Source organism: Leifsonia sp. EB41, from assembly GCF_041262565.1.
In the GTDB taxonomy this organism is placed as follows: domain Bacteria; phylum Actinomycetota; class Actinomycetes; order Actinomycetales; family Microbacteriaceae; genus Leifsonia.
In genome coordinates this window covers 1,267,449-1,292,635 of record NZ_JBGCCJ010000001.1, presented here as the reverse complement: position 1 = coordinate 1,292,635, position 25,187 = coordinate 1,267,449, and the positions used below count along the sequence as shown (strand labels likewise).

Annotated in this window: 27 protein-coding genes and 2 pseudogenes; 14 read left to right on the top strand and 15 right to left on the bottom strand. The window is 69.8% G+C overall.

All coding sequences use genetic code 11. The features are described from left to right. The first annotated feature begins 2 nt into the window (after positions 1 to 2). The gene (locus tag ABH923_RS06345) at positions 3 to 662 is read left to right on the top strand and encodes a hypothetical protein (protein ID WP_370054507.1); all 660 of its coding nucleotides are present in this window, start codon (positions 3 to 5) and stop codon (positions 660 to 662) included. Positions 663 to 754: 92 nt separating this feature from the next. Here ABH923_RS06345 and ABH923_RS06340 read toward each other — a convergent pair whose 3' ends face one another. After that, on the bottom strand, positions 755 to 2,266 hold the full coding sequence (locus ABH923_RS06340; protein ID WP_370054506.1) for a family 20 glycosylhydrolase: 1,512 nt from the start codon (positions 2,264 to 2,266) through the stop codon (positions 755 to 757). A gap of 289 nt (positions 2,267 to 2,555) precedes the next feature. Between ABH923_RS06340 and glyA the strand changes: the two genes are divergently transcribed. The 3 genes from glyA (at position 2,556) to ABH923_RS06325 (ending at position 5,348) form a co-directional block, all read left to right on the top strand. Next, positions 2,556 to 3,881, top strand: a complete 1,326-nt coding sequence (glyA, locus tag ABH923_RS06335; RefSeq protein WP_370054505.1) for a serine hydroxymethyltransferase — start codon at positions 2,556 to 2,558, stop codon at positions 3,879 to 3,881. A 91-nt stretch (positions 3,882 to 3,972) separates the two neighbouring features. Further along, on the top strand, positions 3,973 to 4,854 hold the full coding sequence (locus tag ABH923_RS06330; RefSeq protein WP_370054504.1) for a bifunctional methylenetetrahydrofolate dehydrogenase/methenyltetrahydrofolate cyclohydrolase: 882 nt from the start codon (positions 3,973 to 3,975) through the stop codon (positions 4,852 to 4,854). Further along, positions 4,851 to 5,348, top strand: coding sequence for a YbaK/EbsC family protein (locus tag ABH923_RS06325; RefSeq protein ID WP_370054503.1), 498 nt, complete (start codon positions 4,851 to 4,853; stop codon positions 5,346 to 5,348). The genes ABH923_RS06330 and ABH923_RS06325 overlap by 4 nt, the downstream gene beginning before the upstream one ends. A gap of 69 nt (positions 5,349 to 5,417) precedes the next feature. Here the strand turns inward: ABH923_RS06325 and ABH923_RS06320 are convergent, their stop codons facing one another. From ABH923_RS06320 to galT, 4 genes are read right to left on the bottom strand one after another with little or no spacing between them, the layout of a single operon-like run. Next, on the bottom strand, positions 5,418 to 5,930 hold the full coding sequence (locus ABH923_RS06320; protein ID WP_370054502.1) for a gamma carbonic anhydrase family protein: 513 nt from the start codon (positions 5,928 to 5,930) through the stop codon (positions 5,418 to 5,420). Positions 5,931 to 5,979: 49 nt separating this feature from the next. Then, positions 5,980 to 6,768 (bottom strand): MBL fold metallo-hydrolase, encoded by a 789-nt coding sequence (locus ABH923_RS06315; protein ID WP_370054501.1) that lies wholly within the window; start codon positions 6,766 to 6,768, stop codon positions 5,980 to 5,982. A gap of 44 nt (positions 6,769 to 6,812) precedes the next feature. Continuing rightward, positions 6,813 to 7,973, bottom strand: a complete 1,161-nt coding sequence (gene galK, locus ABH923_RS06310) for a galactokinase (protein ID WP_370054500.1) — start codon at positions 7,971 to 7,973, stop codon at positions 6,813 to 6,815. After that, positions 7,970 to 9,181, bottom strand: coding sequence for a galactose-1-phosphate uridylyltransferase (galT, locus tag ABH923_RS06305; RefSeq protein WP_370054499.1), 1,212 nt, complete (start codon positions 9,179 to 9,181; stop codon positions 7,970 to 7,972). The genes galK and galT overlap by 4 nt, the downstream gene beginning before the upstream one ends. A gap of 82 nt (positions 9,182 to 9,263) precedes the next feature. Here galT and ABH923_RS06300 point away from each other — a divergent pair, with 82 nt between their 5' ends. Both ABH923_RS06300 and ABH923_RS06295 read left to right on the top strand, forming a co-directional pair. Beyond that, entirely contained in the window at positions 9,264 to 10,049 is a 786-nt protein-coding gene (locus tag ABH923_RS06300) for a DeoR/GlpR family DNA-binding transcription regulator (protein WP_370054498.1), read from the top strand. A 16-nt stretch (positions 10,050 to 10,065) separates the two neighbouring features. Continuing rightward, complete coding sequence (locus tag ABH923_RS06295; RefSeq protein ID WP_370054497.1) at positions 10,066 to 11,001, top strand: aldose 1-epimerase family protein; 936 nt, start codon at positions 10,066 to 10,068, stop codon at positions 10,999 to 11,001. Here the strand turns inward: ABH923_RS06295 and ABH923_RS06290 are convergent. Beyond that, positions 10,980 to 11,684 carry an SDR family oxidoreductase gene (locus tag ABH923_RS06290; protein ID WP_370054496.1) on the bottom strand — a complete coding sequence of 235 codons (705 nt, stop codon included), beginning with the start codon at positions 11,682 to 11,684 and terminating at the stop codon, positions 10,980 to 10,982. The genes ABH923_RS06295 and ABH923_RS06290 overlap by 22 nt on opposite strands. Positions 11,685 to 11,771: 87 nt before the next feature. Here ABH923_RS06290 and ABH923_RS06285 point away from each other — a divergent pair, with 87 nt between their 5' ends. Further along, positions 11,772 to 12,353, top strand: a complete 582-nt coding sequence (locus tag ABH923_RS06285; protein WP_370054495.1) for a TetR/AcrR family transcriptional regulator — start codon at positions 11,772 to 11,774, stop codon at positions 12,351 to 12,353. 19 nt (positions 12,354 to 12,372) lie between these two features. On the opposite strand, the gene ABH923_RS06280 is transcribed toward ABH923_RS06285, so the two are convergent. Both ABH923_RS06280 and ABH923_RS06275 read right to left on the bottom strand, forming a co-directional pair. Next, positions 12,373 to 12,765, bottom strand: coding sequence for a DUF1801 domain-containing protein (locus tag ABH923_RS06280; protein WP_370054494.1), 393 nt, complete (start codon positions 12,763 to 12,765; stop codon positions 12,373 to 12,375). A 25-nt stretch (positions 12,766 to 12,790) separates the two neighbouring features. Then, positions 12,791 to 13,888 (bottom strand): calcium:proton antiporter, encoded by a 1,098-nt coding sequence (locus tag ABH923_RS06275; protein ID WP_370054493.1) that lies wholly within the window; start codon positions 13,886 to 13,888, stop codon positions 12,791 to 12,793. A gap of 81 nt (positions 13,889 to 13,969) precedes the next feature. Here ABH923_RS06275 and ABH923_RS06270 point away from each other — a divergent pair, with 81 nt between their 5' ends. The 4 genes and pseudogenes from ABH923_RS06270 (at position 13,970) to ABH923_RS06255 (ending at position 17,417) form a co-directional block, all read left to right on the top strand. Beyond that, positions 13,970 to 14,593: a DUF4232 domain-containing protein gene (locus ABH923_RS06270; protein WP_370054492.1), complete on the top strand. Its 624-nt coding sequence runs from the start codon at positions 13,970 to 13,972 to the stop codon at positions 14,591 to 14,593. A gap of 61 nt (positions 14,594 to 14,654) precedes the next feature. Continuing rightward, positions 14,655 to 15,932, top strand: a complete 1,278-nt coding sequence (locus tag ABH923_RS06265; RefSeq protein ID WP_370054491.1) for a chloride channel protein — start codon at positions 14,655 to 14,657, stop codon at positions 15,930 to 15,932. A 107-nt stretch (positions 15,933 to 16,039) separates the two neighbouring features. Then, a pseudogene (locus tag ABH923_RS06260) lies at positions 16,040 to 16,969 on the top strand (S1C family serine protease); the annotation flags it as partial. Positions 16,970 to 17,207: 238 nt separating this feature from the next. Next, positions 17,208 to 17,417 carry a PDZ domain-containing protein gene (locus tag ABH923_RS06255; RefSeq protein ID WP_370057311.1) on the top strand — a complete coding sequence of 70 codons (210 nt, stop codon included), beginning with the start codon at positions 17,208 to 17,210 and terminating at the stop codon, positions 17,415 to 17,417. A 649-nt stretch (positions 17,418 to 18,066) separates the two neighbouring features. On the opposite strand, the gene ABH923_RS06250 is transcribed toward ABH923_RS06255, so the two are convergent. Further along, positions 18,067 to 18,750 (bottom strand): hypothetical protein, encoded by a 684-nt coding sequence (locus ABH923_RS06250; RefSeq protein ID WP_370054490.1) that lies wholly within the window; start codon positions 18,748 to 18,750, stop codon positions 18,067 to 18,069. A 219-nt stretch (positions 18,751 to 18,969) separates the two neighbouring features. Here ABH923_RS06250 and ABH923_RS06245 point away from each other — a divergent pair, with 219 nt between their 5' ends. Both ABH923_RS06245 and ABH923_RS06240 read left to right on the top strand, forming a co-directional pair. Next, positions 18,970 to 19,623, top strand: coding sequence for a hypothetical protein (locus tag ABH923_RS06245; protein WP_370054489.1), 654 nt, complete (start codon positions 18,970 to 18,972; stop codon positions 19,621 to 19,623). An 8-nt stretch (positions 19,624 to 19,631) separates the two neighbouring features. After that, on the top strand, positions 19,632 to 20,513 hold the full coding sequence (locus tag ABH923_RS06240; RefSeq protein ID WP_370054488.1) for a hypothetical protein: 882 nt from the start codon (positions 19,632 to 19,634) through the stop codon (positions 20,511 to 20,513). Positions 20,514 to 20,572: 59 nt separating this feature from the next. Here the strand turns inward: ABH923_RS06240 and ABH923_RS06235 are convergent, their stop codons facing one another. Beyond that, positions 20,573 to 21,124 carry a hypothetical protein gene (locus tag ABH923_RS06235; RefSeq protein WP_370054487.1) on the bottom strand — a complete coding sequence of 184 codons (552 nt, stop codon included), beginning with the start codon at positions 21,122 to 21,124 and terminating at the stop codon, positions 20,573 to 20,575. Positions 21,125 to 21,243: 119 nt separating this feature from the next. On the opposite strand from ABH923_RS06235, the gene ABH923_RS06230 reads away from it, so the two are divergent. After that, on the top strand, positions 21,244 to 21,609 hold the full coding sequence (locus ABH923_RS06230; RefSeq protein WP_370054486.1) for a hypothetical protein: 366 nt from the start codon (positions 21,244 to 21,246) through the stop codon (positions 21,607 to 21,609). A gap of 246 nt (positions 21,610 to 21,855) precedes the next feature. Here ABH923_RS06230 and ABH923_RS06225 read toward each other — a convergent pair. The 5 genes and pseudogenes from ABH923_RS06225 to ABH923_RS06205 form a co-directional block, all read right to left on the bottom strand. Further along, positions 21,856 to 23,045: pseudogene (locus ABH923_RS06225) on the bottom strand (integrase core domain-containing protein). Between the two features lie 625 nt (positions 23,046 to 23,670). Next, entirely contained in the window at positions 23,671 to 23,868 is a 198-nt protein-coding gene (locus tag ABH923_RS06220) for a hypothetical protein (RefSeq protein WP_370054485.1), read from the bottom strand. Positions 23,869 to 23,937: 69 nt separating this feature from the next. Continuing rightward, positions 23,938 to 24,480, bottom strand: coding sequence for a hypothetical protein (locus ABH923_RS06215; RefSeq protein WP_370054484.1), 543 nt, complete (start codon positions 24,478 to 24,480; stop codon positions 23,938 to 23,940). 115 nt (positions 24,481 to 24,595) lie between these two features. Beyond that, complete coding sequence (locus ABH923_RS06210) at positions 24,596 to 24,862, bottom strand: Txe/YoeB family addiction module toxin (protein ID WP_370054483.1); 267 nt, start codon at positions 24,860 to 24,862, stop codon at positions 24,596 to 24,598. Next, positions 24,855 to 25,103, bottom strand: a complete 249-nt coding sequence (locus tag ABH923_RS06205; protein WP_370054482.1) for a type II toxin-antitoxin system Phd/YefM family antitoxin — start codon at positions 25,101 to 25,103, stop codon at positions 24,855 to 24,857. Before ABH923_RS06205 ends, ABH923_RS06210 begins: the two co-directional genes overlap by 8 nt. Positions 25,104 to 25,187 lie beyond the last annotated feature (84 nt).

Genomic DNA, 25,187 nt, shown 5'->3' with positions numbered 1-25,187 from the left:
CCATGAAGAAGAAACTGTTCGGAGGCCTCGTCGCCCTGGCGCTGGCGCTCGCGCCGGCGGCGGCAGCCCACGCGGACTACCCGCCGGGCGGCGAGCTGCACGGCAGCATCGACAAGTACACCGTCGACCCGGGCGAGACGGTCACGTACACCGCCCCGACCAGCACCTACACGGCGAACGAGGCCCTGACGCACACCCTCACCGGCGTGAACGGGGACACCGCGACCACCGCGTCGCTGCGCACCGCCCCGGTCACGCCGACGGTCGGGCAGTTCAGCGCGACGGCGGAGGATGACGGCTCGCACACGTTCGCGTTCGTCATCCCGTCCCAGGCGGGCGCCAGCTACACCTACCAGGTCCTCCGTGCCGACGGCACGGTCTGGGACACGTTCGACATCTCGGTCGCGAACCCGGTCATCCCCGATGGGGAGAACCCCACCGACAACGGGAACACCGGCAACGGCGGTGGCACCGACAACGGCACGACAGGTGGCGGCAACGGCTCGACCGGTGGCTCCGGCGGTAACGGCGGTCTCGCGATGACCGGTTCGGACATCGCGATCACGGGCATCGCCGGCGCGGCCGTGCTCCTGGTCGGCGCGGGCGTCGTCCTGCTGGTCGTCCGTCGCCGCCGGCGCAGCGCGGAGACCGCCGCCGCGTGATGATCGCGACCCGGTGAGCCTGACACTCGCCGAATGAGAGGAGCCGGTGGCCCCAGGGGGTCACCGGCTCCTTTCGCGTTCGCCACAGAGGCTCAGCGCGGCGCGTCCTCCGGCCACGGCACCTCTGCGACGCGGCGATACGACGTTCCCAACGCGTCCCAGTGCTCGGCCAGCCGGGCGACCTGTGCCGCGAACTCGTCGAAGTCGCGCGTCGACGCGACGTCGGCCGTGTCCGGGGGAGCCTCCGACCACGCGATCTCGGCGACGGCCGCGAGCCGGGGGAACACCATCCGCTCGACCTCCTCGATCGTCGCGATGGTCTCGGTCCACACCGGGGCCTCGACGCCGAGGATGTGCGCGTCGCCCAGACCCGGCACGATCCGCGCGGGATCCCACTCGTAGGCGCTGCGAAGGTCCGTCGGGCCGTCGGCCCAGTCCTGACCGATCGGGTCGCCCTCCTCGTACACGATGTCGAGGTAGGCGACGTCGGCGGGGGACATGATCACGGCGCCACCGCCGCGGACGAACGCCAGCGTCTCCTCGGCCGCGTCGCCGCGCGGGACGCGGAACGACCAGTACTGCCCGACCGTCCCCTCGGGGAGGCCTGCCGCGCGGCCCATCTCGTGCCAGCCGACCGGGATCTTGCCGGCCTCGGCGACGAGCTGCGCCGCCCGCCGCACGAAGGCCTGGAAGTCCGCCTCCGGGGTGCTGAGGCACTCGTCGCCGCCGATGTGGAGGTACGGACCGGGCGTGAGTGCCGCGACCTCGCGGACCACGTCGCGCACGAAGCCGTCCGTGACCGGGTCGCCGGTCCGCAGGGTGCTGAAGCCGACCTCCGACCCGGTGTAGAGCGCGGGTGCGACGCCGTCCGGGTTGAGCTCGGGGTAGGAGGCGAGCGCCGCGTTCGTGTGCCCGGGCATGTCGAGCTCGGGGACGATCGTGACGTGCCGCTCGGCAGCGTAGGCGACCAGTTCGCGGAAGTCGTCGGCCGTGTAATAGCCGCCCCGGCTGCCGTCGCTGCCCGTGGAGCCGCCGATGCGGGTCAGCTCCGGCCACCCGGCGATTTCCAGGCGCCAGCCCTGGTCGTCGGTCAGGTGGAGGTGGAGGTGGTTGATCTTCAGCAGGACGATCGCGTCGATGAACCGCTTGACGTCCGCGACCGGGAAGAAGTGCCGCGCGACGTCCAGCATGGCGCCCCGGTAGGCGAAGCGCGGGTGGTCGGTGATCCGGACCGCGTCGACCGTCAGCGGGTCGCCCTCGCACTCGGCAGGGACGAGCTGGCGCAGCGTCTGAACGCCCCAGAACGCGCCGGCCGCCGTGGCCGCCCCGATCCGCACGCCCTCGGCCGCGACCTCCAGCGTGTAGCCCTCGGTCGGGTACCCAGCAGGCCCCTCGTCATCCGCGATCACGATGGCGATGTCCCCGAACGCCGGAGGCTCGTGGACGACGGCCAGCTCGCGCCGGCAGTCCGTGGCGAGTTCGACGTGCAGCAGCCGGCCGACCGCGTCGGCGCCGGGCCCCGCGACGATGATCCTGGCGCCCGGGAGGAGGGTGAAGGGCGCGTCGCCCGTGTTCTCGAGCTGGGCGGGGCGAGGCACGACCACGGATGTTCCTAACCACGTCAGGGGGATTCTCGGGGTTCGGCCGACGCTGCCCACCCGCGGGACGGCCACGTGTGAGTATCGCAGCCCTCCTTACTAATCAGCAAGGCCTCCAGCGGATGAGCGCGGGTCCGTCCGGCGCCCCTTTGCTATGCTTGCTCACGTCGCGACTGGCGCTCAGATGGTCACCATCGGGGAGCGACAACGGTTACCTCGAACGAACGGATGGATTCGGCCGCGCGCCTGGGTCGATGCACAACGATTGTCCATCCCTTTTTTCAAGGAGCCGATAGTGACCGACACCCTTCCCTCCACCTTCACCGCCCCCCTGGCGGAGGTCGATCCCGAGATCGCGGAGGTGCTGCAGCTCGAGCTCGGCCGCCAGCGCGACTACCTCGAGATGATCGCCTCGGAGAACTTCGTGCCGCGCGCCGTTCTCGAAGCCGTGGGCTCGGTGCTGACGAACAAGTACGCCGAGGGCTACCCGGGCCGCCGCTACTACGGCGGCTGCGAGTACGTCGACATCGCCGAGCAGCTCGCGATCGACCGGGCCAAGAGCCTGTTCGGCGCCGAGTACGCCAACGTCCAGCCGCACTCCGGCGCGTCTGCGAACGCGGCCGTCCTGTCGGCCATCGCCACCCCCGGCGACACCATCCTCGGCCTGGAGCTCGCCCACGGCGGCCACCTGACCCACGGGATGAAGCTCAACTTCTCCGGCAAGCTCTACAACGCGGTCGCCTACGGCGTCGACCCGGAGTCCTTCACCGTCGACATGAACGTCGTGCGCGACAAGGCCATCGAGCACAAGCCGCAGGTCATCATCGCCGGCTGGTCCGCGTACCCGCGCCAGCTCGACTTCGCCGCGTTCCGCGAGATCGCGGACGAGGTGGGCGCCAAGCTCTGGGTGGACATGGCGCACTTCGCCGGCCTCGTGGCCGCGGGTCTGCACCCGTCGCCCGTGCCGTACGCCGACGTCGTCAGCTCGACCGTGCACAAGACCATCGGCGGTCCGCGCTCCGGCTTCATCGTCAGCCGCGACATGGAGCTCGCCAAGAAGCTCAACTCCAACGTGTTCCCGGGCCAGCAGGGCGGCCCGCTCATGCACGTGATCGCCGCCAAGGCGACCGCGTTCAAGCTCGCCGCGACCGAGGAGTTCAAGGACCGCCAGGAGCGCACCATCCGCGGCGCGAAGCTGCTCGCCGAGCGCCTCACCGCCGACGACTCGCGCGCCGTGGGCGTCGATGTGCTCACCGGCGGCACCGACGTGCACCTCGTGCTCGCCGACCTCCGCCACTCGGAGCTCGACGGCCAGCAGGCGGAGGACGTCCTCCACGAGGTCGGCATCACCGTCAACCGCAACGCGGTGCCGTTCGACCCGCGCCCGCCGATGGTGACCTCCGGCCTCCGCATCGGGACGCCGGCGCTCGCGACCCGCGGCTTCGGCGACACCGAGTTCACCGAGGTGGCCGACATCATCGCGCTCGCGCTGCGTCCCGGCGCCGACACCAAGGCGCTCCGCGCCCGCGTCGACACGCTCACCGCCGCGTTCCCGCTCTACCCCGGCCTCACCCCCTCGGGCCAGGAGGGTTTCCCCGTCGAGCTCCCGTCCTCGATCTAAAACCGCCGAAACGGCTCAAAATCAGGCAAAAACCGTCGAGTGGGCGGATTATCCGCCCACTCGACGGTGCGAAACGAGTGTGGAGGCCGGCGTGACGGCGAAGATTCTGGATGGCAAGGCGACGGCCGGCGAGATCAAGGCGGAGCTGAAGGAGCGCGTGGCGCGGCTGCGCGAGCAGGGCGTCGTGCCGGGGCTCGGCACGATCCTGGTCGGTGACGACCCGGGATCGCAGTGGTACGTCGCGGGCAAGCACCGCGACTGCGCGGAGGTCGGCATCGCCTCCATCCGCCGTGACCTGCCCGCGGACATCTCGCAGGCCGAGCTGGAGGCCGTGATCGAGGACCTGAACGACGACCCGGACTGCACCGGCTTCATCGTCCAGCTCCCGCTGCCGTCGCACATCGACACCGACGCGATCCTGGAGCTGGTCGACCCCGCCAAGGACGCCGACGGCCTCCACCCGACGAACCTGGGCCGCCTGGTCCTCAACGTCAGCCGGCCGATCACCACCCCGCTGCCGTGCACGCCGCGCGGCGTCATCGAGCTGATGCTGCGGCACGGGATCGAGCTGAACGGCAAGCACGTCGTGGTCGTCGGCCGCGGTGTGACCGTGGGCCGGGCGATCGGCTCGCTGCTCACCCGCCGGGAGTACAACGCCACAGTGACCCTCACCCACACCGGCACGGTCGACCTCGACGGCATCCTGCGCAGCGCCGACGTGATCGTCGCGGCCGCCGGTGTCGCCGGGCTCGTGACCGCCGACAACGTCAAGCCGGGCGCCGTCGTCCTCGACGTGGGCGTGAGCCGGGTGGAGGACCCGGTCACCGGCAAGAGCAAGGTCGCCGGCGACGTGGCGGCCGATGTGGCCGAGGTGGCAGCGTGGGTCTCGCCGAACCCGGGCGGCGTCGGCCCGATGACGCGCGCGCTGCTGCTGCAGAATGTGGTGGAGTCCGCGGAGCGGGCGCTGGCATGACCGCCGAGGACCGCACGCATCCCGCGGTCGAGCGGGTGGAAGCGGCGCTGCTGGAGGCCGGGATCGAGCCCCGCGTGCGCTGGTTCGAGTCCGCGACCCCGACCGCGGTGTCCGCCGCGGCCGAGCTGGGCGTGGAGGTCGGGGCGATCGCCAACTCCCTGGTCTTCACGATCGACGGCGAGCCGCTGCTGGTGATGACGTCGGGCGCGCACCGCGTCGACACCGTCTTCCTCGGCGAGCGGCTGGGCGGCCGCATCCGCCGCGCGGACGCCGAGACGGTGAAGGCCGCGACCGGCCAGACCATCGGCGGTGTCGCCCCGCTCGGGCACCCCGAGCGCCTGCGCACCGTGGTGGACGTCGCGCTCGCCGGCTACCCCGAGGTCTGGGCCGCTGCGGGCCACGCGCACACGGTCTTCGCGACGACCTTCGCCGAGCTCGTCCGCATCACGGGCGGCGAGCCCGGTCCCGTCGAGCCCACCCCTCACGAGTCCTGACCCGCCGAGGGGCACGTCGTTGTCACTTTTCGAGCCTGAAAGTGACAACAACGTGCCCCTCGGCGTGATTCAGGGGCGCGGGTGCTCGGTGACGTGGGTGAGGTAGGCCTCGGCGTTGTGGAGGATGCCGGCGCGCTCCTCGTCGGTGAGCTCGCGGCGCACCTTGCCGGGGACGCCCGCGACCAGCGACCCGGGCGGGATGACCGCGCCCTCGAGGACGACCGTCCCGGCAGCGAGCAGCGAGCCCGCGCCGACGACCGCGCCGTTGAGCACCGTCGCGTGCATCCCGACCAGCACGCCGTCCTCGATCGTGCAGCCGTGCAGCACGGCGTTGTGGCCGACCGACACGTCCGCGCCGATCGTCAGCGGGTAGCCGTGGTCGACGTGGCAGGACACGTTGTCCTGGAGGTTGCTGCGCTCGCCGAGGACGATGTCCTCCGCCTCCGCCCGCAGCACCGCGTTGTACCAGACGCTGGAGCCGGCGAGCAGTCGCACGCGCCCCGCGAGCACGGCGCCGGCCGCCACGAAGGCGTCGTCCGCGACGCGGGGGGTGGAGCCGTCCGTAAGCGTGATGATCGTCATACCCACCACCTTAGAGCGCCCGTTCGCACCGCCGAGGGCAGGCGTCCACTCAGTCGGCGGCGACCACGAACCGTCGGCGCACGACGCGCTCGCCGGGCTCGGCGCGGAACTCGTCCAGCGCCGAGAGCACCCGGTCGAGGATGCGCGGCGGCAGCGGCAGCGGCAGCTCGTCCGGCTGGTCGAGCGTCCCCGGTTCGTAGATCACGCCGGGAGTGGACGACATCTCGACGTGGGCGCCGCGCAGCTCGCGCACCGGCGCGGTCGGCGCATCCCTGAAGCGGATCAGCCGCTCGATCGTCGCCCGGTACTGCGCGCGGTCGCGCACGTAGAGATGCCCGGGCAGCACGGTGTCGCCGGTGAACAGGATGCCGGTCTCGCGGTCGAAGAAGGCCACAGCGGAGGGCTCGTGGCCCGGGCCGCCGATGACATCGATGGTGCGGCGCCCGAGCGAGAACTCCACCGTCTCGTCCGGCCACGAGCGGAAACCGAAGAACGAGATCACCTGCGCAGGCGTGGTCCCGACCAGCGTCGTCCCCGGGCGCCCGGCCAGGAGCGGGTCGCCCGCGATGTGGTCGCGGTGCGCGTGGCTGTGCGCCACGACGAGCGGATACGGCCGGGTGAAGACCGCGCGGTTGCGGCGCAGCCACTCCTCGGTGATTGCGTCGACCGCCGCCCGGAGCGGGAACACCTGCTCGTCGTTCGTCGCCCCGGTGTCGATGAGCAGCGCGCGCTCCCGCCCGAACAGCAGGAAGAGGAACGGCGCCTCCCAGTGCGACGACTTCGGCTGGCGGAGCTGGACCGTGTCGGGGCTCAGCCAGGTGATCTCCGGTTCGCTCATCGTCCCATTCTGGCGGAGGCCGGTGACGCGGGGATGAACGCGCCTCAGCGCTCCCGCAGCGCGCCCTCCGACGCGTTCACCGTGAACAGCTCCGGCTGGCCGAAACCGTGCTCGGCGAAGGCCCCGTCGAGCGCGACCTGCACGCGGCTGAGCGCGTCGACCGGCACGAGCGCGATGGCCGAGCCGCCGAAGCCGCCGCCGGTCATCCGCGCGCCGATCGCGCCGTTGGCCTGCGCCGTCTCGACCGCGAGGTCGAGCTCCGGGACCGAGATCTCGAAGTCGTCGCGCATGGAGACGTGGGACGTGTCGAGCAGGTCGCCGATCGCCGTCGGGCCGCTCTCCCGGAGGAGGCGGACGGTGTCGAGGACGCGCTGGTCCTCGGTCACCACGTGACGCACGCGGCGGAAGGTCACGTCGTCGAGGATCTCCCTGGCGCGCGGGAGGTCGTCCACGCTGACATCCCGCAGCGACGCGACGCCGAGGGCCGCGGCCCCGGCCTCGCACGACGCCCGCCGCTCGGCGTAGCCGCCGGTCGCGTGCGCGTGAGTGACGCCGGTGTCCACGATGAGGACGACGAGTCCCGCCTCCTCCAGCCCGAGCGGCACGATCTGCGACTCGAGCGAGCGGCAGTCGAGGAATACCGCCGAGTCCTGCTTCCCGAGCAGGGAGGCGGACTGGTCCATGATGCCGGTCGGGGCCCCGACGACGATGTTCTCGCTGCGCTGGCCGACGCGGGCCAGCGTCTGGCGGTCGAGCCCCAGCTGCCACACGTCGTTGAGCGCGAGGGCGGTGGCGCCCTCGATCGCCGCGGACGACGACAGGCCGGCGCCGACCGGGACGTTCGAGTCGAGCAGGAGGTCGAAGCCCGGCACCGCGGCGAGGTCGGCGCCGAATTCGCCGAGCGCCCAGGCGACGCCGAGCGGGTAGGCCGACCAGCCGTCGAGGGCGTCGGGGGTGAGCCGGTCGAGGTCGATCTCCACCAGCTCGTCGGCGAACGTGCTCCCGACCCGCACAGTGCGGTCGTCGCGCAGCCCGAGGGCGGCGACGGTGCGGCGGTTGATCGCGAACGGCAGCACGAAGCCGAGGTTGTAGTCGGTGTGCTCGCCGATGAGGTTCACCCGGCCCGGGCTCGACCAGACGCCGTCGGGCTCCCGGCCGAAGATCGAGACGAAGTCGTCGCGGACGCCGGTGCGCAGGTCGGTCATGCGGGGATCTTTCCTTCGGGGGTGAAAGCGGGGGTGGAGGCGGTGGACGGCACGGTCACGAGTCCGGCGATCCCATCGGGCAGCTCGCCCACCGGGTTGTCGCGGTCGGCGCGGGCGACGGCCTCCCGGAGCGCGGCCGCGGCCTGCTCGGGCGGGATGTCGCCGATCCACGCGCCCATCGCGGACTCGGAGCCAGCCAGGAACTTCAGCTTATCCGCGCCGCGACGGGGGGAAGTCAGCTGCAGCATGAGCCGGATGTCGTCGCGGTGCGCGTGGACGGGCGCCTGGTGCCAGGCCGCGATGTACGGCGTGGGGGAGTCGTAGAGCGCGTCGACGCCGCGCAGCACGCGCAGGTAGAGCGTCGCGAGCTCGTCGCGCTCGGCGTCGGAGGTGGCGGCGAGGTCGGGGATGTGGCGGTGCGGCAGCACGTGGATCTCGATCGGCCAGCGCGCCGCGAATGGCACGAACGCCGTCCAGTGCTCGCCGGCGAGGATGACCCGCTCCGATGCGCGCTCGCGCTCCAGGATGTCCGCGAACAGCGTCGGCCCGTAGCTCTCCAGCGACCGGATGAGGGCGCTGGTGCGCGGGGTGATGTACGGGTAGGCGTAGATCTGCCCGTGCGGGTGGTGCAGGGTGACGCCGATGGCCTCCCCGCGGTTCTCGAACGGGAAGACCTGGCGAACGTTCGGGAGGGCGGAGAGCGCCGCCGTGCGGTCGGCCCACGCCTCGATGACGGTGCGCGCGCGGGTCGGCGTGAGACTGCCGAACGAGCCGGTCGTGGCGGGGCTGAAGCACACGACCTCGCAGCGGCCCACCGAGGTGCGGGTGCGCTCCAGCCCGACCGCGGCGAGGTCGTCGAGATCGACCGGCTGGTTCGCGTCCTGCAGCAGCGGCCCGAACGACGGCGACTTGTTCTCGAAGACCGCCACGTCGTAGAGGCTCGGGATCTCGGACGGGTTGCCCGGGGTGGCCGGCGCCAGCGGGTCCAGTTCGGCCGGGGGGAGCATGACGCGGTTCTGGCGGGCGGCGGCGATGGAGACCCAGTCGCCGGTCAGCGGGTCCTGGCGCATGGTCGCGGTAGGAGGCCGCGGTGCGGGCTCGCGCAGGTCGGGCGCGCGCTCGGGGTCGAGCGCGGAGTCCGGGTCGTCGTAGTAGATGAGGTCGCGACCGTCGGACAGGCGGTGCGGGCGCTTCGTGATGGCGGCCATGCTTACCTTTCGTTTCCGAAAGTAAATGTACCGACTGGCTTGCGGATTGACAAGTAAACGCAAGCGCTGGAGCATTGCCGGTATGAGCGAACCGCTGCCAGCCGCCCTCCGCCGCGAGAGGATGCTCGACCTCATCGGCAGCACCGGGTTCGTGCGTGTCGCCGAGCTGAGCGAGGCGTTCCACGTCTCCGACGTCACCGTGCGCTCCGACCTCGACGCCCTCGACGCGCAGCAGAGCATCCGCCGCGTCCACGGCGGGGCGGTGCTGCGCGGCGCGGGCACGCGCGAGGCGAGTTTCGAGGAGGCGCTGGAGTCGTCCGCCGAGGAGAAGCGGAGGATCGGCGCGGCCGCGGCGGTGCTGGTGGAGTCCGGCAGCAGCGTCCTCCTCGATGTCGGCACCACCACCGCCGCCATCGCGCGGGCGCTCGCCGACCGTGACGACCTGGAGGACGTCACCGTCATCACCAACGGCCTCACCATCGCGCTGGAGCTGGAGCGAGCCATCCCGCGCTTCCAAGTCGTCGTCACCGGCGGCACGCTGCGGCCGCTGCAGCACTCGCTCGTCGAGCCGCTGGCCTCGGTCCTCCTCGAGCGCGTGCACGCCGACCTGGCCTTCATCGGCTGCACGGGTGTCGACCCCGTCGGCGGAATCACCAACGTGAACCTCCCGGAGGCCGACCTCAAGCGCGTCATGGTGGCGTCCTCCGGCCGCGCGCTGGTCGTCGCAGACGGCTCCAAGCTCGGCCGCACGCACGTCGGCCGCATCGCCGCGCTGGAGGATGTCGCGGGACTCCTCACCGGTGAGTCGGCCGATCCGGCAACTGTGCGATCGCTGCGGGCCGCAGGCTTGCCGGTGACCATCTCCTGAGGAATACGCTGTCCTCATGCGCGCACCGACCGGAGAACAGTACGACCTCGAGTTCGGCGACCTGACCGCCACCGTCACGCAGGTGGCGGCCGGCCTCCGCACCCTCAGGTACGGGGGAGCGGACATCCTGGAGCCGTTCGCGGAGGACTCCACGGCACCCTCCGCCGACGGCATCGTGCTGATGCCGTGGCCGAACCGGGTGAAGGACGGGGTCTGGGAGCTGGACGGCGTCCCGCAGCGGCTCGCGCTCACCGAGCCATCGCTCGGCAACGCCTCGCACGGCCTGCTGCGCTACCGGCCGTATACGCTGGTCGAGCGCTCCGACTCGGCGGTGACGCAGGCGGCCACGATCTACCCGGAGCCCGGCTACCCGTTCATCCTCGACACCACCGTCACGCACGAGCTCGACACGGAGGGCCTGACGGTCACCCACACCGTGACGAACCGCGGCGAGCGGAGCGCGCCCGTCGCCATCGGCGCGCACCCGTACCTGCGCATCGGCGACGTCCCGGCCACCCAGCTCACGCTGACCGTCCACGCCGGCACCCGGTTCGAGACCGACGACCGGCTGAACGTCACCGGCGAGACCGCGGTCGCCGGCACGAGGTACGACCTCTCGGAGGGCGGGGTCGTGGCCGACCTCGACCTCAACGACGGCTTCGGCGACCTTCGCACGCCCGCCGAGCACGTGCTCGCTGCGTCGGACGGCCGCACCGTCACGCTGTGGGGCGACGCGTCCTTCGCCTACGTCCAGGTGTTCACCCACCGGGCCTTCGCTACGAAGGAGGCCGGGGAGGTCGCGCTCGCCGTGGAGCCGATGACTGCGCCGGCGAACGCCCTCAACACCGGTCAGGGCCTGCGCTGGGTGGAGCCCGGCGAGACCTGGACCGCGCAGTGGGGCATCCGCCCGCGCGGCTTCGCGTCGGACTCCTACCTGGCGAGCTGGGGGTAGAGCACGCGCACGTCCTGGTGGAGGGCGGCCTTCACCTGCTGCGCGGTCTCCCCGACGATCGCCTCCGCGTCTCCCGCGGCGACGGCGTCGAGCGCCTCGGCGACGACCTGCGCCGGCGGCACCTTATAGCCGTCCGCGTGCGCGGCCATGTCGGTGTCGACGTAGCCGACGTGGACGCCGACCACCTGGATGCCCTGCGGCGCCAGCTCGACACGCGCCGAGTTGCTCGCCGACCAGAGCGCCGCCTTGCCCGCGCTGTACGAGCCGATGGCGTACCAGCTCAGGGCGGAGTGCATGTTGACGATCGCGCCGCCGCCGTTCGCGGCGAGGATCGGCGCGAAGGCGCGGGTCACCAGCACCGGGCCCCAGAAGTTGGTGTCGAACTCGCGGTGGATGTCGGCCAGGTCGCCGCTCACGAGCGACTGGTTCACGCCGATCCCCGCGTTGTTGACGAGCACGGTCACGTCGGTGGCGGTCTCGGCGGCGCGACGGATGCTCTCCGCGTCGGTCACGTCCAGCTCCAGCGGGACGACGCGCGGGTCGGTGACGTCGACCGACTCGGGGCGGCGGGCGGCGGCGTAGACCTTCGACGCACCGCGCTCGAGGAGTTCGGCGACGAAGGCGGCCCCGAGGCCGCGGTTGGCGCCGGTGACGAGGGCGACGCGTCCGGTGAGATCGGTCATGGTGATCCTCCAAAAGTAAACTGATCTGTTTCCGACAATGTACACAGATCGGTTTACTTTGCGCAACCCGACCTCTAGAATCGACGCATGACCACGACGACCGCACCGCGCCCCAAGCCCCGGGAACGCGTGCTGGACGCCGCCGCGCGGCTCTTCATCCGCGAGGGCGTGCACGCGGTCGGCGTCGACCGGCTGGCGCTGGAGGCCCAGGTCTCCAAGCGCTCCATCTACCAGCACTTCGAGAGCAAGGACGCCATCGTCGCCGAGATGCTGACGGAGTACGGCCCGCGCGTGGTCGCGGGCTACTTCAGCCAGGGCGACGACGGACGCACCCCGCGCGAGCGGACGCTGCACGTCTACGACGCCCTCCACCGCGCGGCGGAGGCCGGCGACTACTTCGGCTGCCCGTTCGTCAACGTGGCAACCGAGCTGCGCGACCGGGAGCATCCTGCCGCGCAGGTGGCGCAGCACTTCAAGGGCGAGCTGACCGCGTACTTCCAGCGCCAGGCCGAGGCCGCGGGCGCCGCGTCGCCGCACGTCCTCGCCGTGCAGCTCACGCTCCTGTTCGACGGCGCGTCCGCGAGTGCCGCGCTGTGCGGCGGGACCCCTCTGGCCGCCCGGCTCGCGGCGGAGACGCTCTGGGACGCGGCGGTCAGCCCGTCCCGGTGAGTCAGCGCTTCCCGGCGAGTCAGCGCCGGCCGGTGAGCTTGCGCCAGCCGCCCGCGCGATTGTCGGCGATGAGCCTGCGCAGGAAGGCCAGCAGTGCCTCCCGGTCGATCGGGTCGCCCTCCCGGAAGCCGATGGTGCGCGCGGTCGCGTTGTCGTGGCCCGCCGTGATGAGCCCGGCCGGATCAGGCACGATCCCGCCGTCGTAGACGAACAGGTTGACGTGGTCCTTCGCCGCGAGGAATGCCGCGACGGTGCCGTCGAGCACGAAGTACGGCTGGACCGAGCGCTTGATCGTCTCCTCGATGGCGGGGTCCGCCTCGTGCAGGATGTCCCGCAGCTCGCCGAAGACCTCCTGCTGCCAGGCGGGCAGCGGCGCCAGATAGGCGTCCACCCGCGGGTCGCGTCCGCTCATGGTCGGAGCGTACGCCGCGCCACCGTCAGGGCGCGATCGACAGGAAGATGAACGCGGCGAAAATGATCAGGTGGATGCCGCCCTTGATGCGCGCCGCCTGCCCCGGCATGATCGTCAGGATGCTGACCACCACGGTCAGCATCAGCAGCACGATCTGACTCGCGCCGAGCCCGAGGTGCAGCGGCCCCGGCAGCCAGATCGACGCGACCGCGATCGCCGGGATGGTGAGCCCGATGCTCGCGATGGCCGAGCCGAGCGACAGGTTGAGGCTGGTCTGCATCCGGTTGCGGCGCGCGGCCTTCGACGCGGCGATGCCCTCCGGGAGCAGCACGAGCAGCGCGATGATCACGCCGACGAAGGACTGCGGGAGGCCGATCCCGGTCACCGCGCGCTCGATCGGGGTGGACTCCAGCTTGGCCAGCCCGACCACGGCGACGAGCGCGACGAGCAGGAGGCCGACGCTGATCAGCGCGGTGCGGGTCGACGGCGCGTCGGCGTGGGTGTCCTCGGTGAGCGGTCTGCCCTTGGGGGAGACGGGGAGGAAGAAGTCGCGGTGCGCGAAGGTCTGCGTGAAGACGAACATCCCGTAGAGCGCGACCGACGCGATCGCGGCGAAGGCGAGCTGGCCGGTCGAGAACTCCGGTCCAGGTGTCGCCTCCGTGAAGGTCGGCAGCACCAGCGTGAGCGTCGCCATCGCCGTCACCGTGCCGAGCGCCGCGCCGCTGCCCTGCGCGTTGAAGGAGGTGGTCTCGCGCCGGGTGGCGCTGAGCAGGAGGCTGAGGCCGACGATGCCGTTCATGGTGATCATGACGGCGGAGAAGACGGTGTCGCGCGCGAGCGTGGCGGTGTCCTTTCCCGTGGTCATCAGCGTCACGATCAGCGCCACCTCGATGATCGTGACCGCCACCGCGAGCACGAGCGATCCGAACGGCTCGCCGACCCGGTGGGCCACGACCTCCGCGTGCTGCACGGCGGCCAGCACGGTCCCGGCCAGCACGACCGCGATCACCGCGACGGCGACCGGCTCCAGTTCGACCGTCCAGAACGCGATCAGGACGCCCACCCCGATGACGGGGACGAAGACCGTCCAGTAGCGTGCCAGCCAGGTCCCGAGCGCTCTCATGCCTTCATACTGCCAGTGCAACTCCTGCCGGGGCGGCGAGTCCTCGCCGGGCGGACCGCCTCGGCGTGCTGACAATAGGGCATGTCCGACTCGACGCGCCGCTCCGTCATCGCCAGGCCCGCTCTCGCCCTCGCGCTCGCCGCAGCGTTCGCCTGCGGCCTCGCCGGCTGCTCCGCCGGCGCGAGCCCGGCGGCGTCCCCCGCCGCGTCGGGCTCCGGGTCCGACACGGGCTCGGCATCTCCGCGCCCGACCGCGACCAGCACCTCCGAGCCGATCCAGGGCCAGTGCGCGACGTCGAGCCTCACGGGAAGCATGGGCAAGGGCGGAGGCGGCGCCGCGGGCAGCGTGGAGGTCACCATCGTCCTCACCAACACCGGCTCGACGCAGTGCTCGCTGCAGGGCTGGCCTGGCGTCTCGTTCGTGGGGGACGGCAACGGCACCCAGCTCGGAAGCGCGGCGCAGTTCGACCGCACCACCCCGCACGACACGGTGGTCCTGCAGCCGGGCGGCACCGCGCAGGCGCCGCTGAAGATCACCCAGGCTCTCAACTACTCCGACGCGGACTGCAAGCCGAAGCCGGCCGACGGGTTCCGCGTGTACCCGCCGGGGTCGACCGAGTCGCTGTTCGTGAAGGCGGACAACTACACGGCGTGCACGACGACGACGGTGAACCTTCTCACGGTCGGCGGGCTCGCGGCACCGTGAGCCGCCTGACCTCCTGAGCCGGTTGCCGGGGCCGCGACCCGGCTGGCAGTAGCCTGGGAGCGTGCCCATCTCCGGACGCGTTCCCGCACGCGCGACGCCCGCCTGGCTGACCAGGCTCGTCGTCGTCACGGCACTCGTCGGCGTCGGAGCCGGCGTGGGCGGCGGGCTGGTCTACCTCGGCCTGCACACCATCCAGCACCTGGCGTTCGGCTACTCGGAGGGGACCTTCCTCGAGGGGCTTCTGGACGCCCCGCCGGTGAACCGCGTCGTCGCGCTGGTCCTCGCCGGCGTCCTCGGCGGGGTCGGCTGGTTCTTCCTGCGCCGCTGGGGACGCCGGAGCCCCGCGCGCGCCATCGTCTCGGTGGAGGCCGCGGTCAACGGGCGCAGGATGCCCGGCGTCGTCACGCTCCTCAACGCCGCCCTCCAGGTGATCATCGTGGGCCTCGGCGCCTCCATCGGCCGGGAGGTCGCCCCGCGCGAGATCGCGGCCTGGTGGGCGTCGTGGCTGTCCGAGCGCGCCGGCGTGAGTGCGCGCGAGCGCCGCATCCTGGTCGCGTGCGGCGCTGGCGCCGGTCTCGCCGCCGTCTACAACGTCCCGTTCGGCGGTGCGGTGTTCGCCATCGAGATCCTCCTCGCCGAGATCAGCTTCGCGACCGTGCTGCCTGCCCTCGCCACCTCGGCGATCGCGGCGCTCGTCGCCCGGCTCGTTGTGCCGGCCAACCCGCTGTACCTCGTGCACCAGATCCCGCTGCGCCCGCAGATCGTGGTGTGGGCGATCCTCGCGGGCCCGCTCATCGGTTTCGCGGCCGTCGGCTTCGTGCGGCTCACCCGCCTCGCCCAGAACCACCGCCCGACGTCGTGGGGCATCCTCATCGTCATGCCGCTGGTCTTCGCCGCGGTCGGCGTGGTGTCGCTCTGGCTGCCCGCGATCCTCGGCAACGGCCGCTCGCTCGGCCAGCTCGCGCTGGAGGCGACGCTGCCGGTAGCGGTGATCCTCCTGACCACCGTGGTCAAGACCGCCGCGACCGTCGGCACCATCGGAGCGGGCGCGGCCGGCGGCACCCTGACCCCGTCGTTCGCGATCGGCGCGGGCCTCGGACTGACGCTCGGCGGCGTGTGGGAGCTGCTCTGGCCCGGCGAGCCGCTCGCGGCCTTCGCACTACTCGGTGCGGCGGCCTTCCTCGCGGTGACCATGCGCGCGCCGCTGACCGCGCTGATCCTTGTGATGGAGTTCACCAACCAGGGCCCCGACATGCTCGCGCCGATCATGCTGTGCATCGCGGGGGCCGTCGCCGTGGGGTACGTGCTGGAGCGCGGGCGGTTCACCGGGGTGGCGTGAGCCCGGCACGTGGTCCGGCGGCGTGACCCTCCCGTGACCCGATTCATAGGAATCTCTAGTTTTCTCCCGGCGAAGTCAAAAGCTGCGCATCATGGCCTCCCACTCGCATGCGGTGTGCTGTCGACATCAAGCCTGAAGTCGAGAGGACCACAGTCATGGACGAGGTCGAGGGAGTTCCCCCCGTAGCAGCAGAGAACAATGCGGCGCCCGCCGCAGCCGCACCGGCACACGCGCCGCGGGGCCGACGCCGGCCGCTGATCGTGGCATCGACCGCGGTCGCCGCGACCCTCGCCGTCGGCGCGGCGTTCGGGCTGGGGGCGCTGGCCTACACCGCCGGGTCCACCTCCGCGACCGCCTCCACCGCGTCCAGCAGCGTCCACAACACGCTGAGCCGCAACGGGTTCGGCTCGGGCGGGTACGGCTACGGCTACGGTTCCGGGAGCAGCGGAGGCTACGGGGGCTCGGGCTCCGGCTCGAGCGGCTCCGGCTCGTCGTCCTCCACCGGCTCCTCCGCCCTCGCCAGCGCCACCGCCGCCGAGGAGGTCGGCGTCGTCGACATCACGTCGCAGCTCACCTACGCGCAGGCCGAGAGCGCAGGCACCGGCCTCGTGCTCACCTCCAACGGCGAGATCCTCACCAACAACCACGTGGTCGAGGACGCGACCAGCATCACCGTCACCGTCGTCGCCACCGGCGCCCAGTACACCGCGACCGTGGTCGGCACCGACGCCACCGACGACATCGCCGTCCTCCAGCTCAGCAACGCCTCGGGCCTCAGCACCGCGAACCTGGACACGTCGGGCGACGCAGCCGTCGGCGACACGGTCACCGGCGTCGGCAACGCGGGCGGCACGGGCGGCACCCCGTCCGCGTCACCGGGGACCGTGACGGCCCTCGACCAGACCATCACCACGCAGGCCGAGCAGACCGCCGTCTCCGAGACGCTGAACGGCCTCATCCAGACCGACGCCGACATCCAGGCCGGCGACTCCGGCGGCCCGCTGTTCAACTCCTCGGACCAGGTGATCGGCATCGACACCGCCGCCGCGCAGGGCGGCGCGACCGAGGGCTACGCCATCCCGATCCAGAACGCGCTCACCATCGCGGGAGAGATCACGTCCGGCCAGGCGTCGTCCACGGTGACGCTCGGCTACCCGGCCTTCCTCGGGGTGGAGGTCGCGTCGACCGACAGCGCGGCGAGCGGGCAGCGGCTACGGCTCGTTCGGGTCGTCCGGAACCGCGACCGGCTCTGTCGCCGGCGCCACCATCTCCGGTGTGGTCTCCGGCGGCCCGGCCGAATCGGCCGGGCTGGCCGCGGGAGACACGATCACCGCGGTGAACGGCACGACCATCGACTCGGCGCAGGCCCTCACCACCGCGCTCGCCGCCCTCCACCCGGGCGACAGCGCGACCATCGCCTGGACCGACGCCTCCGGCGCGTCGCACACGGCGCAGGTGACTCTGGCGCAGGGACCGGTCGCGTAAGCGGCGGCTACGAAGGCCCCGGGCTTCGTGCCCGGGGCCGAACTCGGTCGGGGGAGAGGGAGACTCAACGGGGGCCTCCGGATGTCATCGCCCGGTCGACGTGGGGTCCTCCGAAGGCACCAGCGCTGTCCGCCGGAGACCCGCGACCACGCGTCTCGACACGCGATTCGGCAGCGCGATGCTGTTGAAGTAGCGGACCCGGTCGAAAGCGACATCGACTCCGAGGCTGCGGACGCGAGAGGAAAAGACGTTTCGGTCGTCGCCCCGCGTGATGAGCCCGTCATACGCCTTCGCGACGAAGTCGTCGATCTCGGACCGCGGAATCCGGTGAATCCAGAACCAGCCCACGATCACGAGTCGCTCGTTCCTGACGTAGACGCCCACGATCAGGCTGCGGACGATGAACCACACACTCGCCACGATCCACAGGACTCGGGCGACAGAATCGAACGGCGTGAACGATGTGGGCGGCACGGCCACGACGAGGGCGAGTGCGGTCAGCCACAGGGGTAGCACCAGCCGCACGGCGAGGTATCCGGAGCCGCTGATCCGACCGGCGACGGTGATCCGCGACGGGGAATCGTCGGCGGAATCGTCCCGTCGAGGAGGGCGCGAGCCGTCAGGCAGGTGTTTCGGAGACAATCGCTGCTCACCGACCGGAGGGCTCGGACGGGGTGCCGACGCGCCCCAGCGCGACCAGCATCCGCTGGCACGCCTCAGCGTTCCGTGTTTCCGTCAGAAAGAGCGGCCAGACACCGACGAACCGGGAAAGATGCATCGAGAGGGTCAGCGGTATCCCGGAGATCCGGCAGTCGACGTCCACAGACGGAACACTCCGGATCTGGTACTGCCCGACGCGCGTCGCGGACAGCCCGAGGCGCTCGATCGCGTCGACGGGAACTGCGGCTCTCCTTCGATAGTTCGCGCTTCCGACGAACAGCTGGATCCCCGTGGAATCGACGACGAGCGTTTGCGTGCCACGTGAGGGGAATCGCACGCGCTTCCGCTGGAGTCGTCGAACGAGCACCTGGAGTTGCACCGACAGTCCCGGGTCATTCAGGATCTCGACGATGTACGCGGTGGGATAGTCCCGTCGCAACGAGCGGGTTCGGCGTGTGACGCGAAGTTCCCAGTTGGTCAGAACCGCACACAAGAAGAGGACGATGATGCCGACGGCCCAGAGGAGTGTGGACACGACGAACCAGGTGTCCCTGTGCTGCGATTGGAGCTTCAGAGCTGTCGAGACAGTCATCAACGTCACGAAGGCGATCGACCCGGCAAGCGGCAACCAGTTCGGCTGGCCGCTTCGGGCAGCCGTCGGCTTGTCGGTCAATTCGGCTCCTCGTCGCGCAGTGCTGGCGCTGTCTCGGGGACGACGCTAATGCACGGTGAGGGCGATCGGCGGGATTGACGCTGGAGCCCGAATTCCCATCCGATCAACCCCCGGCTCCGAATAGCCAGCGCCGAGTTCAGTGTCGAGTCCACGGTCGCCCGCCGCTGCCCCGACGACCGTTGTGCATCCATTGGAGGCCGTGGTCCGAATGGAGTGATCATGGTATTGAAGAACACCGGCGGCAGAAGACGCGCCGGTTTGATCGGCTCACTGGTGATCGGCGCTGTCGTGGCGTCGTTGTCGATCGCCACCGCCGCCTTCGCCGCAGGAGGCTCGGCCGTGCAGCCGGTGTCCTCGGCGAGGACGCCGGCCTGGACGAACGGCGAGACGGTGACCGTGCAGTACGCGCAGAACTTCTTCTGCGACACGAGCGTGGCATCCAGCGCGTCGAGTGCGTGCGAGGTCGGGACCGCCGCGAACCACGGCCCGGTCGCGAACGCCGACAGGTCGACCCTGTATGTGCTCGTCCCGCTGTTCAGCAACCCGGTTCCCGCTCCGATGTGCGCCGTCGCGTCGTGCCCGAACCACCCGCTGAACATCGACCTGTCGCGGATCGCCGGCGCGCTCGGCGCATCGCCCAACGCCGTCGCCGACGTGGCCTTGCCCGCGCACAGCCACATCCTCGACGGACCGGCCGGCGGCTGGTGGGACGTCAAGGTCGTCGCGGTGACCAACCAGGTCGCGTGGGCGAAGCTCGCGGCCGGCAAGTCCGAAGCGGTGATGAACAGCCTGATCGCCGATCCGTCGAGTGGTGTGCTCGGCCCGATCCCGACCAACCTCTATCTGTTCTTCAACGTCATCGGACAGCGGTAGGAAGCATCATGTCCGCACACGTCGCTGTGTCGCGTCCCTGGAATGTCACCGTCCCGCGGGAGGCAGTCGCTCTCGCCTCGGGCGGGCTGGCTCTCGCCCTCATGGTCGCGGGTGGCGCCCTTCCGTGGCTGGTGCTGTTCCACGGGCTCACCGTCGTCCGCGGGTTCGCGCTGGATGGTGGACTCCTGGGCGGCGTCACGCTGGTCGTGGTCGCGGTCCTCGTCGTCATGGCGAGGCAGGGGAGCGCGGCGGTCCTCCGACCGCTCGCGATCCTCGGCGCGGCCGTGGTCATCGTGGACAGCCTCTACAGTGCGCTGCGGATCGCCTCGTATGCGGCTGCTCCGGGACCGGCCGGCGCGCTCACCGCGCCGGTCCCCGGGGTGGGGCCCGCCGTGTTCGCGCTCGCGGGCGCTGCGCTGCTGGCCGCCGCGATCAGCACCCCCGCGGCCGCGGGACGGATCGACTCCCTCACCGCGCTGCGCCTGGTGCTGACGGTCTCGCTCATCGTGGCGGGGACCATCCACCTGCTCCTCACCCCGGAGCACCTCGGCGCCTCGGTGCTGCTCGGAACGGGATTCCTCCTCGCCGGAGTGGCACAACTCGCCCTGGCCGGCGGAATCCTGTTCCTGCCCGAGCGGCCCCAGTGGCTCGTGCTGTATGGGATCGTCGTCGTGAACGTCGCCCTGATCGGCATCTACGCCTATGCGGTCCTGGTGGGTCTCCCGCTGGAGGCCGGCCACGCGGAGGACGCCGTCGGTCTGGCGATCGGGAGGGGCGAGCCGGTGGACGTCAAGGGCGGCCTGGACCTGCTGGCCGAGGTCGCTGCCGTCGTACTGGCCGTGATCATCGTGTCCCGGTCCGGCTCGGTGTCCCGAGCCAGGAAGGCCTGAGAACACGCATCGGCGCCCGGACCCGTTCGGTCCGGGCGCCGATGTGCGCCTAGCTCAGGTCAGCGACCCAGCATGCCACTGGTGCCGTTGAGGCCCTTGAGGGCATCGCTCACGGCGCTGTTGACCGAGTCGGTCACGGACGCGCCGAGGTTGCTCAGCGAGGTGCCGGTCGTGTTGCCGGAGCCGACCGGAGCCGAGACGCCGGTGCCGTTGCCCGCGGAGGTGTTGTTGCCCGAGCCGACCGGCGTGGTGTTGCCGCTGGCGACCGGAGTCGAGTCATTGCTGCCCACCGAGTTGCCGTTGGCCTGGTTGCCGCTGGCGACGGGGTCGCCGCTCGCGACCGGGTCGACAGTGTTGCCGCTCGCGTTGCCGCTGGCGACGGGACCCTGAACGACGGGGCCGACCGTGACCGGAGCGGAGACGCTGTGCAGGATGTCCGACAGGCTCAGGTAGTCGAGCGTGTGCGGCGCCACGGCCGTGGTCGTGGTGGGTGCGGTGTCGGTGTTGGTCGTCTCCGCGTTCGCCGGAAGGGCGAGACCTCCCACGATCAGACCGGAAGCGACCACAGCCGCTCCGCCCAGGATCCCGACGCGCTTGGTGACGTTGTTCATTCCGAACTCCCTTTGCGTTGCGCGACCGGAATGGTTCCGGCCGTCAGGAGTGTTCCGGAGGCATCGGCGGAACGGATTGGAATGATGTCCCCCGTCGGAGGGGCGCGAACACTGACAGGGTGCATACTGTCGACGTGTCGTGGATGATCGGGGCGGTAGCCCTGGAGCGCCGGAGAAGGCGCCTGGAGGCGCGAAAGGAAGGCGCAGAATCGGTGCCGTCCCCGCCGGCCGAGCATCCGCTCCTCGGACTCGGTGGCCGGTCGATAGAACTCTCGCTCGGAGCGGATCGCCCGATCGATGCGAACGCCTTCGAGCTGGCCGTGGACGAACTGCACGACCACGTGCTCCGAGAGGACGAACCGAGCGCTACGTTGCAAGTTTCGGCGGCCTGGCTCTCCTCGCTGGCCGAGATCGATCGCATGCCACCCGAAGCCAGGGAGACGCTCCGGGAGGACCTCGAACGATTGCGGCGCGGTCCGAGTTGAGAACGTTCATCGTCGTGGGTGGGCTGCTTGGGCTCGGACCCATGACCCGCGGATTAAGAGTCCGCTCGGCTTGCCTACCAGGGGCGATCGCTCGTAAAAATCCCCGAAATTCCGCGGGTTTTGAATCACAGAGAAACATTGTGATCGCAGGAGATCTCATTAAAGTGTGGGCAAAGTGTGGGCACGGATCGCGAGTCGACCCCTCTAAGAAGTGTGATGTCTCAAGACATCTCTGACGTTTCTGTCTCAGGACATCTCTGACAGTTCATGTCTCAGGACATCTCTGACACTCCGCGATTCTTGCGTGGCCCACGGGGCCCGCGGGGGTTGCCGCTGCCGACGTATTTGGTGCCCGGTGCGGGCCAGGGGTATTCGGCTAGAAGGGTGCCGTGGGTGTCGAAGATCAAGAGTCGGTCCTTCTCCTCGACCCGATAGGCGATCTGGCCGGCGAGGGTTCGGCTGACTTGGAACTTGGTGCCGCGGGCATAGACGGTGCCGTTGGTCTGGATCCGGGTCATCCACGGGCCCTCGTTCTCCCCGACCGGGACAGTCGGCTGAGCGGGCGGACGAGGCGCTTCGACCACGGCTGTTGCCGCCCACGCCAGCGCCGGAGTGACCCGACCCGGCAACCCTTGATGCGGGCGTTCGGTGTTATAGATCAGATCGAACGCGTCGACCTGGGCCTGGAGCTGCTCCAGCGTTTCTGCCAACGGTTGCTTATCCAGCCACCGGAACAACGTCTGATGGAAACGCTCGTTCTTGCCCTGCGTGGTCGGCTTATAGGGCTTCCCGGTGATCGGCTCGACGCCGAGCGAACGCAGATAAGCCACCAGCTGACCCAGGATCCCGCGACGGGACGGGTTCAACGCCAACCCGTTGTCCGACAGCAGCCGCTGCGGAACACCATGGGCCGCGATCCCTTTGCTGACCACCGCGATCGCGCCCTCGGAGGTCTCCCCCCAGGACACATGGGAGGCGACCGCCAGCCGGGAGTGGTCGTCGATGAGCTGGAAGATCACGCACTTGCGACCACCGGTGAGCACATACTCGGTCGCGTCCAACTGCCAGCACGCGTTCGGCGCCGGATAGACGAACCGCCGGAACGCCGCCCGCGGCTTCTTCCTCGGCTCCAACCGGGCCACACCCGCATCACGGAAAATCCGCGCCAACGACGACACCGCCGGCACCGGCTCCATCCCCAACGCCCGCATCTTCTCGTGAACACTGATCGGCCCATGATCCAACCCGGAGGCCTCTAACGCGGCCCGCACGGCGACCGCCCGCTGGACAACCTCGTCCATCACCCGTGAGGGACTGCTGCGCGGCCGTCTCGACCGCGGCTCCAACGCAGCAGCCGGACCGTCCTCCGCCACCCGTCTTCGGATCGCATAGAACGTCTCCCGCGAGATCCCGTGCTCGATGCAGAACGTCGTCACAGCACCACGCGGAGCATCCGGCGGCCACTGAACAATCGCAAGACGGACACGAGGATCAACGGGGTCAACACGGCTCATCCCTCAAAGATCGAGGGAGAACCACCGGGGCCGACAGCGACGAGTGCCCTTCCGCTTCAAGCCAGCGGCACGTTCGGTCCCGACAAGGTTGAGCCGCTTATGGGGTGACTACCGCCTCGCTCTAGTCGCGACAGCAATGAGCCCTATGACTCCTGCGATGAGGGCGAGTCCAACAGGGACCCAGATCCAGGGAAGCGGATGCAGCAGTGCGACGACCGCCAAGATCACCGCGAACGCGAAGCAGGAGACAACAAGTCCGACGAACGAGGGGGTGTTTCGTCTATCGCTCATGGCATTCTCCGCCTCCTACGCGAAGACTATGACGATTCGAGCGAGGTTCAATGGCTCGGCCGAACCGAGTAACTGGCGAAAGGGGCCCAAGGGACCACTGGCGTCGCACCGATCTCTTCAACCAAGGAGAAGTGTCAGGACGAATCGACGACGAAGCGTCAGAGATCTATTGGTTCACAACCGTCAGAGATGTCCTGAGACATGACAGACCCCTCTAAGAAGACGGTCAGACCGGGCCGCAGGTTCGCGACGATCATCACAGCTCGTGTCGGTCGTGCCCGTGTTTATCTCGGGCAGCGAGCTTCGCGTGCCGAACCTGCCACCAAGTACCGAGTGCGGCGACGATGACGAGTGTGATGGCTGCAAAGTAGTCTCCTGCGACCAGGCAGGCAATCATTGCGATCCCCGAGACAACGAGTGCAAGTCGCAACTGGCCTTTGCTGATTCGCACCACGCGCTCATCCTAAAGGGCGCACTCAGGCGGTACGCCAGTTGCAGGGCAGGTGTCGCTTGTGCCAGTTTTTCAGCGCATCTTTTCTAGATCATGCGCCCAGTCGCTCGCTGCGTCAGCGGGCGAGTTCCCCGCCATTGCAGCCAAGGCAGTCTGATACCGATCGTCGAAAATTACGGTTCTGATCGTCTTGAGTTTGTACCCTAGCGGCGCCTCATGCCATGTCGCCTGGGGCGTGACTTCCCAGAGGTAGAGGAACTTCTTGGTCAGGCCGTCGGGCACGCCAATCCAGATAGCTTCCACTCGCAGGTCTCGCTCGATGCCGATCATGTGACCGGCAACAAGGAGCGACCGCAGCATACTTTTGGTGCTATCCAGATCGAGATCCTCACGGCGGAGAGGAAGCGAGGGTGGCCAATCGGGCTGTGTTCTGGCGAAATCGGACTGAAAGGACCGATCAGGCCGCGCCCTTTTGATGTCGCTGATCCTAATAGCCGCATGGCCGTCGAAGTAGCCGCCTTCGGTCGTCTTCGAAAGCAGCACCCAATCTCGTCCAACAACGAGGACGAATCCGTCGATCGTAGAGCCAGGTCGCGATCGACGTTCGATGTTCACGATCCGTTCGGAACCAATGTGGGTCCTCAGCTGCGAGCGAATCTCTGCGGGCGATTTCACACGCTCATGCTGTCATGCCAGGTAGCCCTGGCTCTGGATTGCGACGGCAGTCGCGTCAATAGTGGTAGCGGGCCTGCAGAACGATCACGTATGCGTTGTCGACCAGATACACCAGTCGATTCGCTTCATCGATTCGTCGCGACCAGGCTCCGGCCAGCGCATGTTTGAGCGGCTCCGGCTTTCCGACGCCCTCGAACGGATCGTCACGCAGGATGTCTTCGATCAGCAGGTTGATCCGCTTGAGCGTTCGCCGGTCTTGACCCTGCCAGTAGAGGTAGTCCTCCCAGCCGCCGACGGTCCAGACGAGCTTGCGATCACTCACTGGTCAGGTCGTGCTCGGTGACGTTTCCAGCGCGGGCGCTCTCGATCGCGTCGATGAGGCGTCGTGCGTTCTTGGGGGAGCGCAGGAGGTAGGTGGTCTCCAGCAGCGAGTCGTACTCGTCCTTCGACATCAGCACGGCCGAACCGCGCTTTGACGTGATCTCGACTTCGGTCTGGTCGAGGTTGACGCGTTCGATGAGGCCGAACAGGTCGCTGCGAGCCTCGCTTGCTGTGATGGCCATGATTCCTCCAAATGGTACAAGATATCGTACCACTATCCCGGGGTCGGGCCGAGGGTACACAATGCTGCCATCTCTATTCCGCTC

Excerpts from the sequence above, each read along its gene's own strand:
- ABH923_RS06245 (WP_370054489.1), top strand. The coding sequence starts at position 18,970 with ATGGTATTGAAGAACACCGGCGGCAGAAGACGCGCCGGTTTGATCGGC.
- ABH923_RS06315 (WP_370054501.1), bottom strand. The coding sequence starts at position 6,768 with ATGAGCGAACCGGAGATCACCTGGCTGAGCCCCGACACGGTCCAGCTC.
- ABH923_RS06275 (WP_370054493.1), bottom strand. The coding sequence starts at position 13,888 with ATGAGAGCGCTCGGGACCTGGCTGGCACGCTACTGGACGGTCTTCGTC.
- ABH923_RS06290 (WP_370054496.1), bottom strand. The coding sequence starts at position 11,684 with ATGACCGATCTCACCGGACGCGTCGCCCTCGTCACCGGCGCCAACCGC.
- ABH923_RS06270 (WP_370054492.1), top strand. The coding sequence starts at position 13,970 with ATGTCCGACTCGACGCGCCGCTCCGTCATCGCCAGGCCCGCTCTCGCC.
- ABH923_RS06320 (WP_370054502.1), bottom strand. The coding sequence starts at position 5,930 with ATGACGATCATCACGCTTACGGACGGCTCCACCCCCCGCGTCGCGGAC.
- ABH923_RS06295 (WP_370054497.1), top strand. The coding sequence starts at position 10,066 with ATGCGCGCACCGACCGGAGAACAGTACGACCTCGAGTTCGGCGACCTG.
- galT (WP_370054499.1), bottom strand. The coding sequence starts at position 9,181 with ATGGCCGCCATCACGAAGCGCCCGCACCGCCTGTCCGACGGTCGCGAC.
- ABH923_RS06300 (WP_370054498.1), top strand. The coding sequence starts at position 9,264 with ATGAGCGAACCGCTGCCAGCCGCCCTCCGCCGCGAGAGGATGCTCGAC.
- ABH923_RS06345 (WP_370054507.1), top strand. The coding sequence starts at position 3 with ATGAAGAAGAAACTGTTCGGAGGCCTCGTCGCCCTGGCGCTGGCGCTC.
- ABH923_RS06235 (WP_370054487.1), bottom strand. The coding sequence starts at position 21,124 with ATGAACAACGTCACCAAGCGCGTCGGGATCCTGGGCGGAGCGGCTGTG.
- ABH923_RS06240 (WP_370054488.1), top strand. The coding sequence starts at position 19,632 with ATGTCCGCACACGTCGCTGTGTCGCGTCCCTGGAATGTCACCGTCCCG.
- ABH923_RS06325 (WP_370054503.1), top strand. The coding sequence starts at position 4,851 with ATGACCGCCGAGGACCGCACGCATCCCGCGGTCGAGCGGGTGGAAGCG.
- ABH923_RS06280 (WP_370054494.1), bottom strand. The coding sequence starts at position 12,765 with ATGAGCGGACGCGACCCGCGGGTGGACGCCTATCTGGCGCCGCTGCCC.
- ABH923_RS06285 (WP_370054495.1), top strand. The coding sequence starts at position 11,772 with ATGACCACGACGACCGCACCGCGCCCCAAGCCCCGGGAACGCGTGCTG.
- galK (WP_370054500.1), bottom strand. The coding sequence starts at position 7,973 with ATGACCGACCTGCGCACCGGCGTCCGCGACGACTTCGTCTCGATCTTC.
- ABH923_RS06205 (WP_370054482.1), bottom strand. The coding sequence starts at position 25,103 with ATGGCCATCACAGCAAGCGAGGCTCGCAGCGACCTGTTCGGCCTCATC.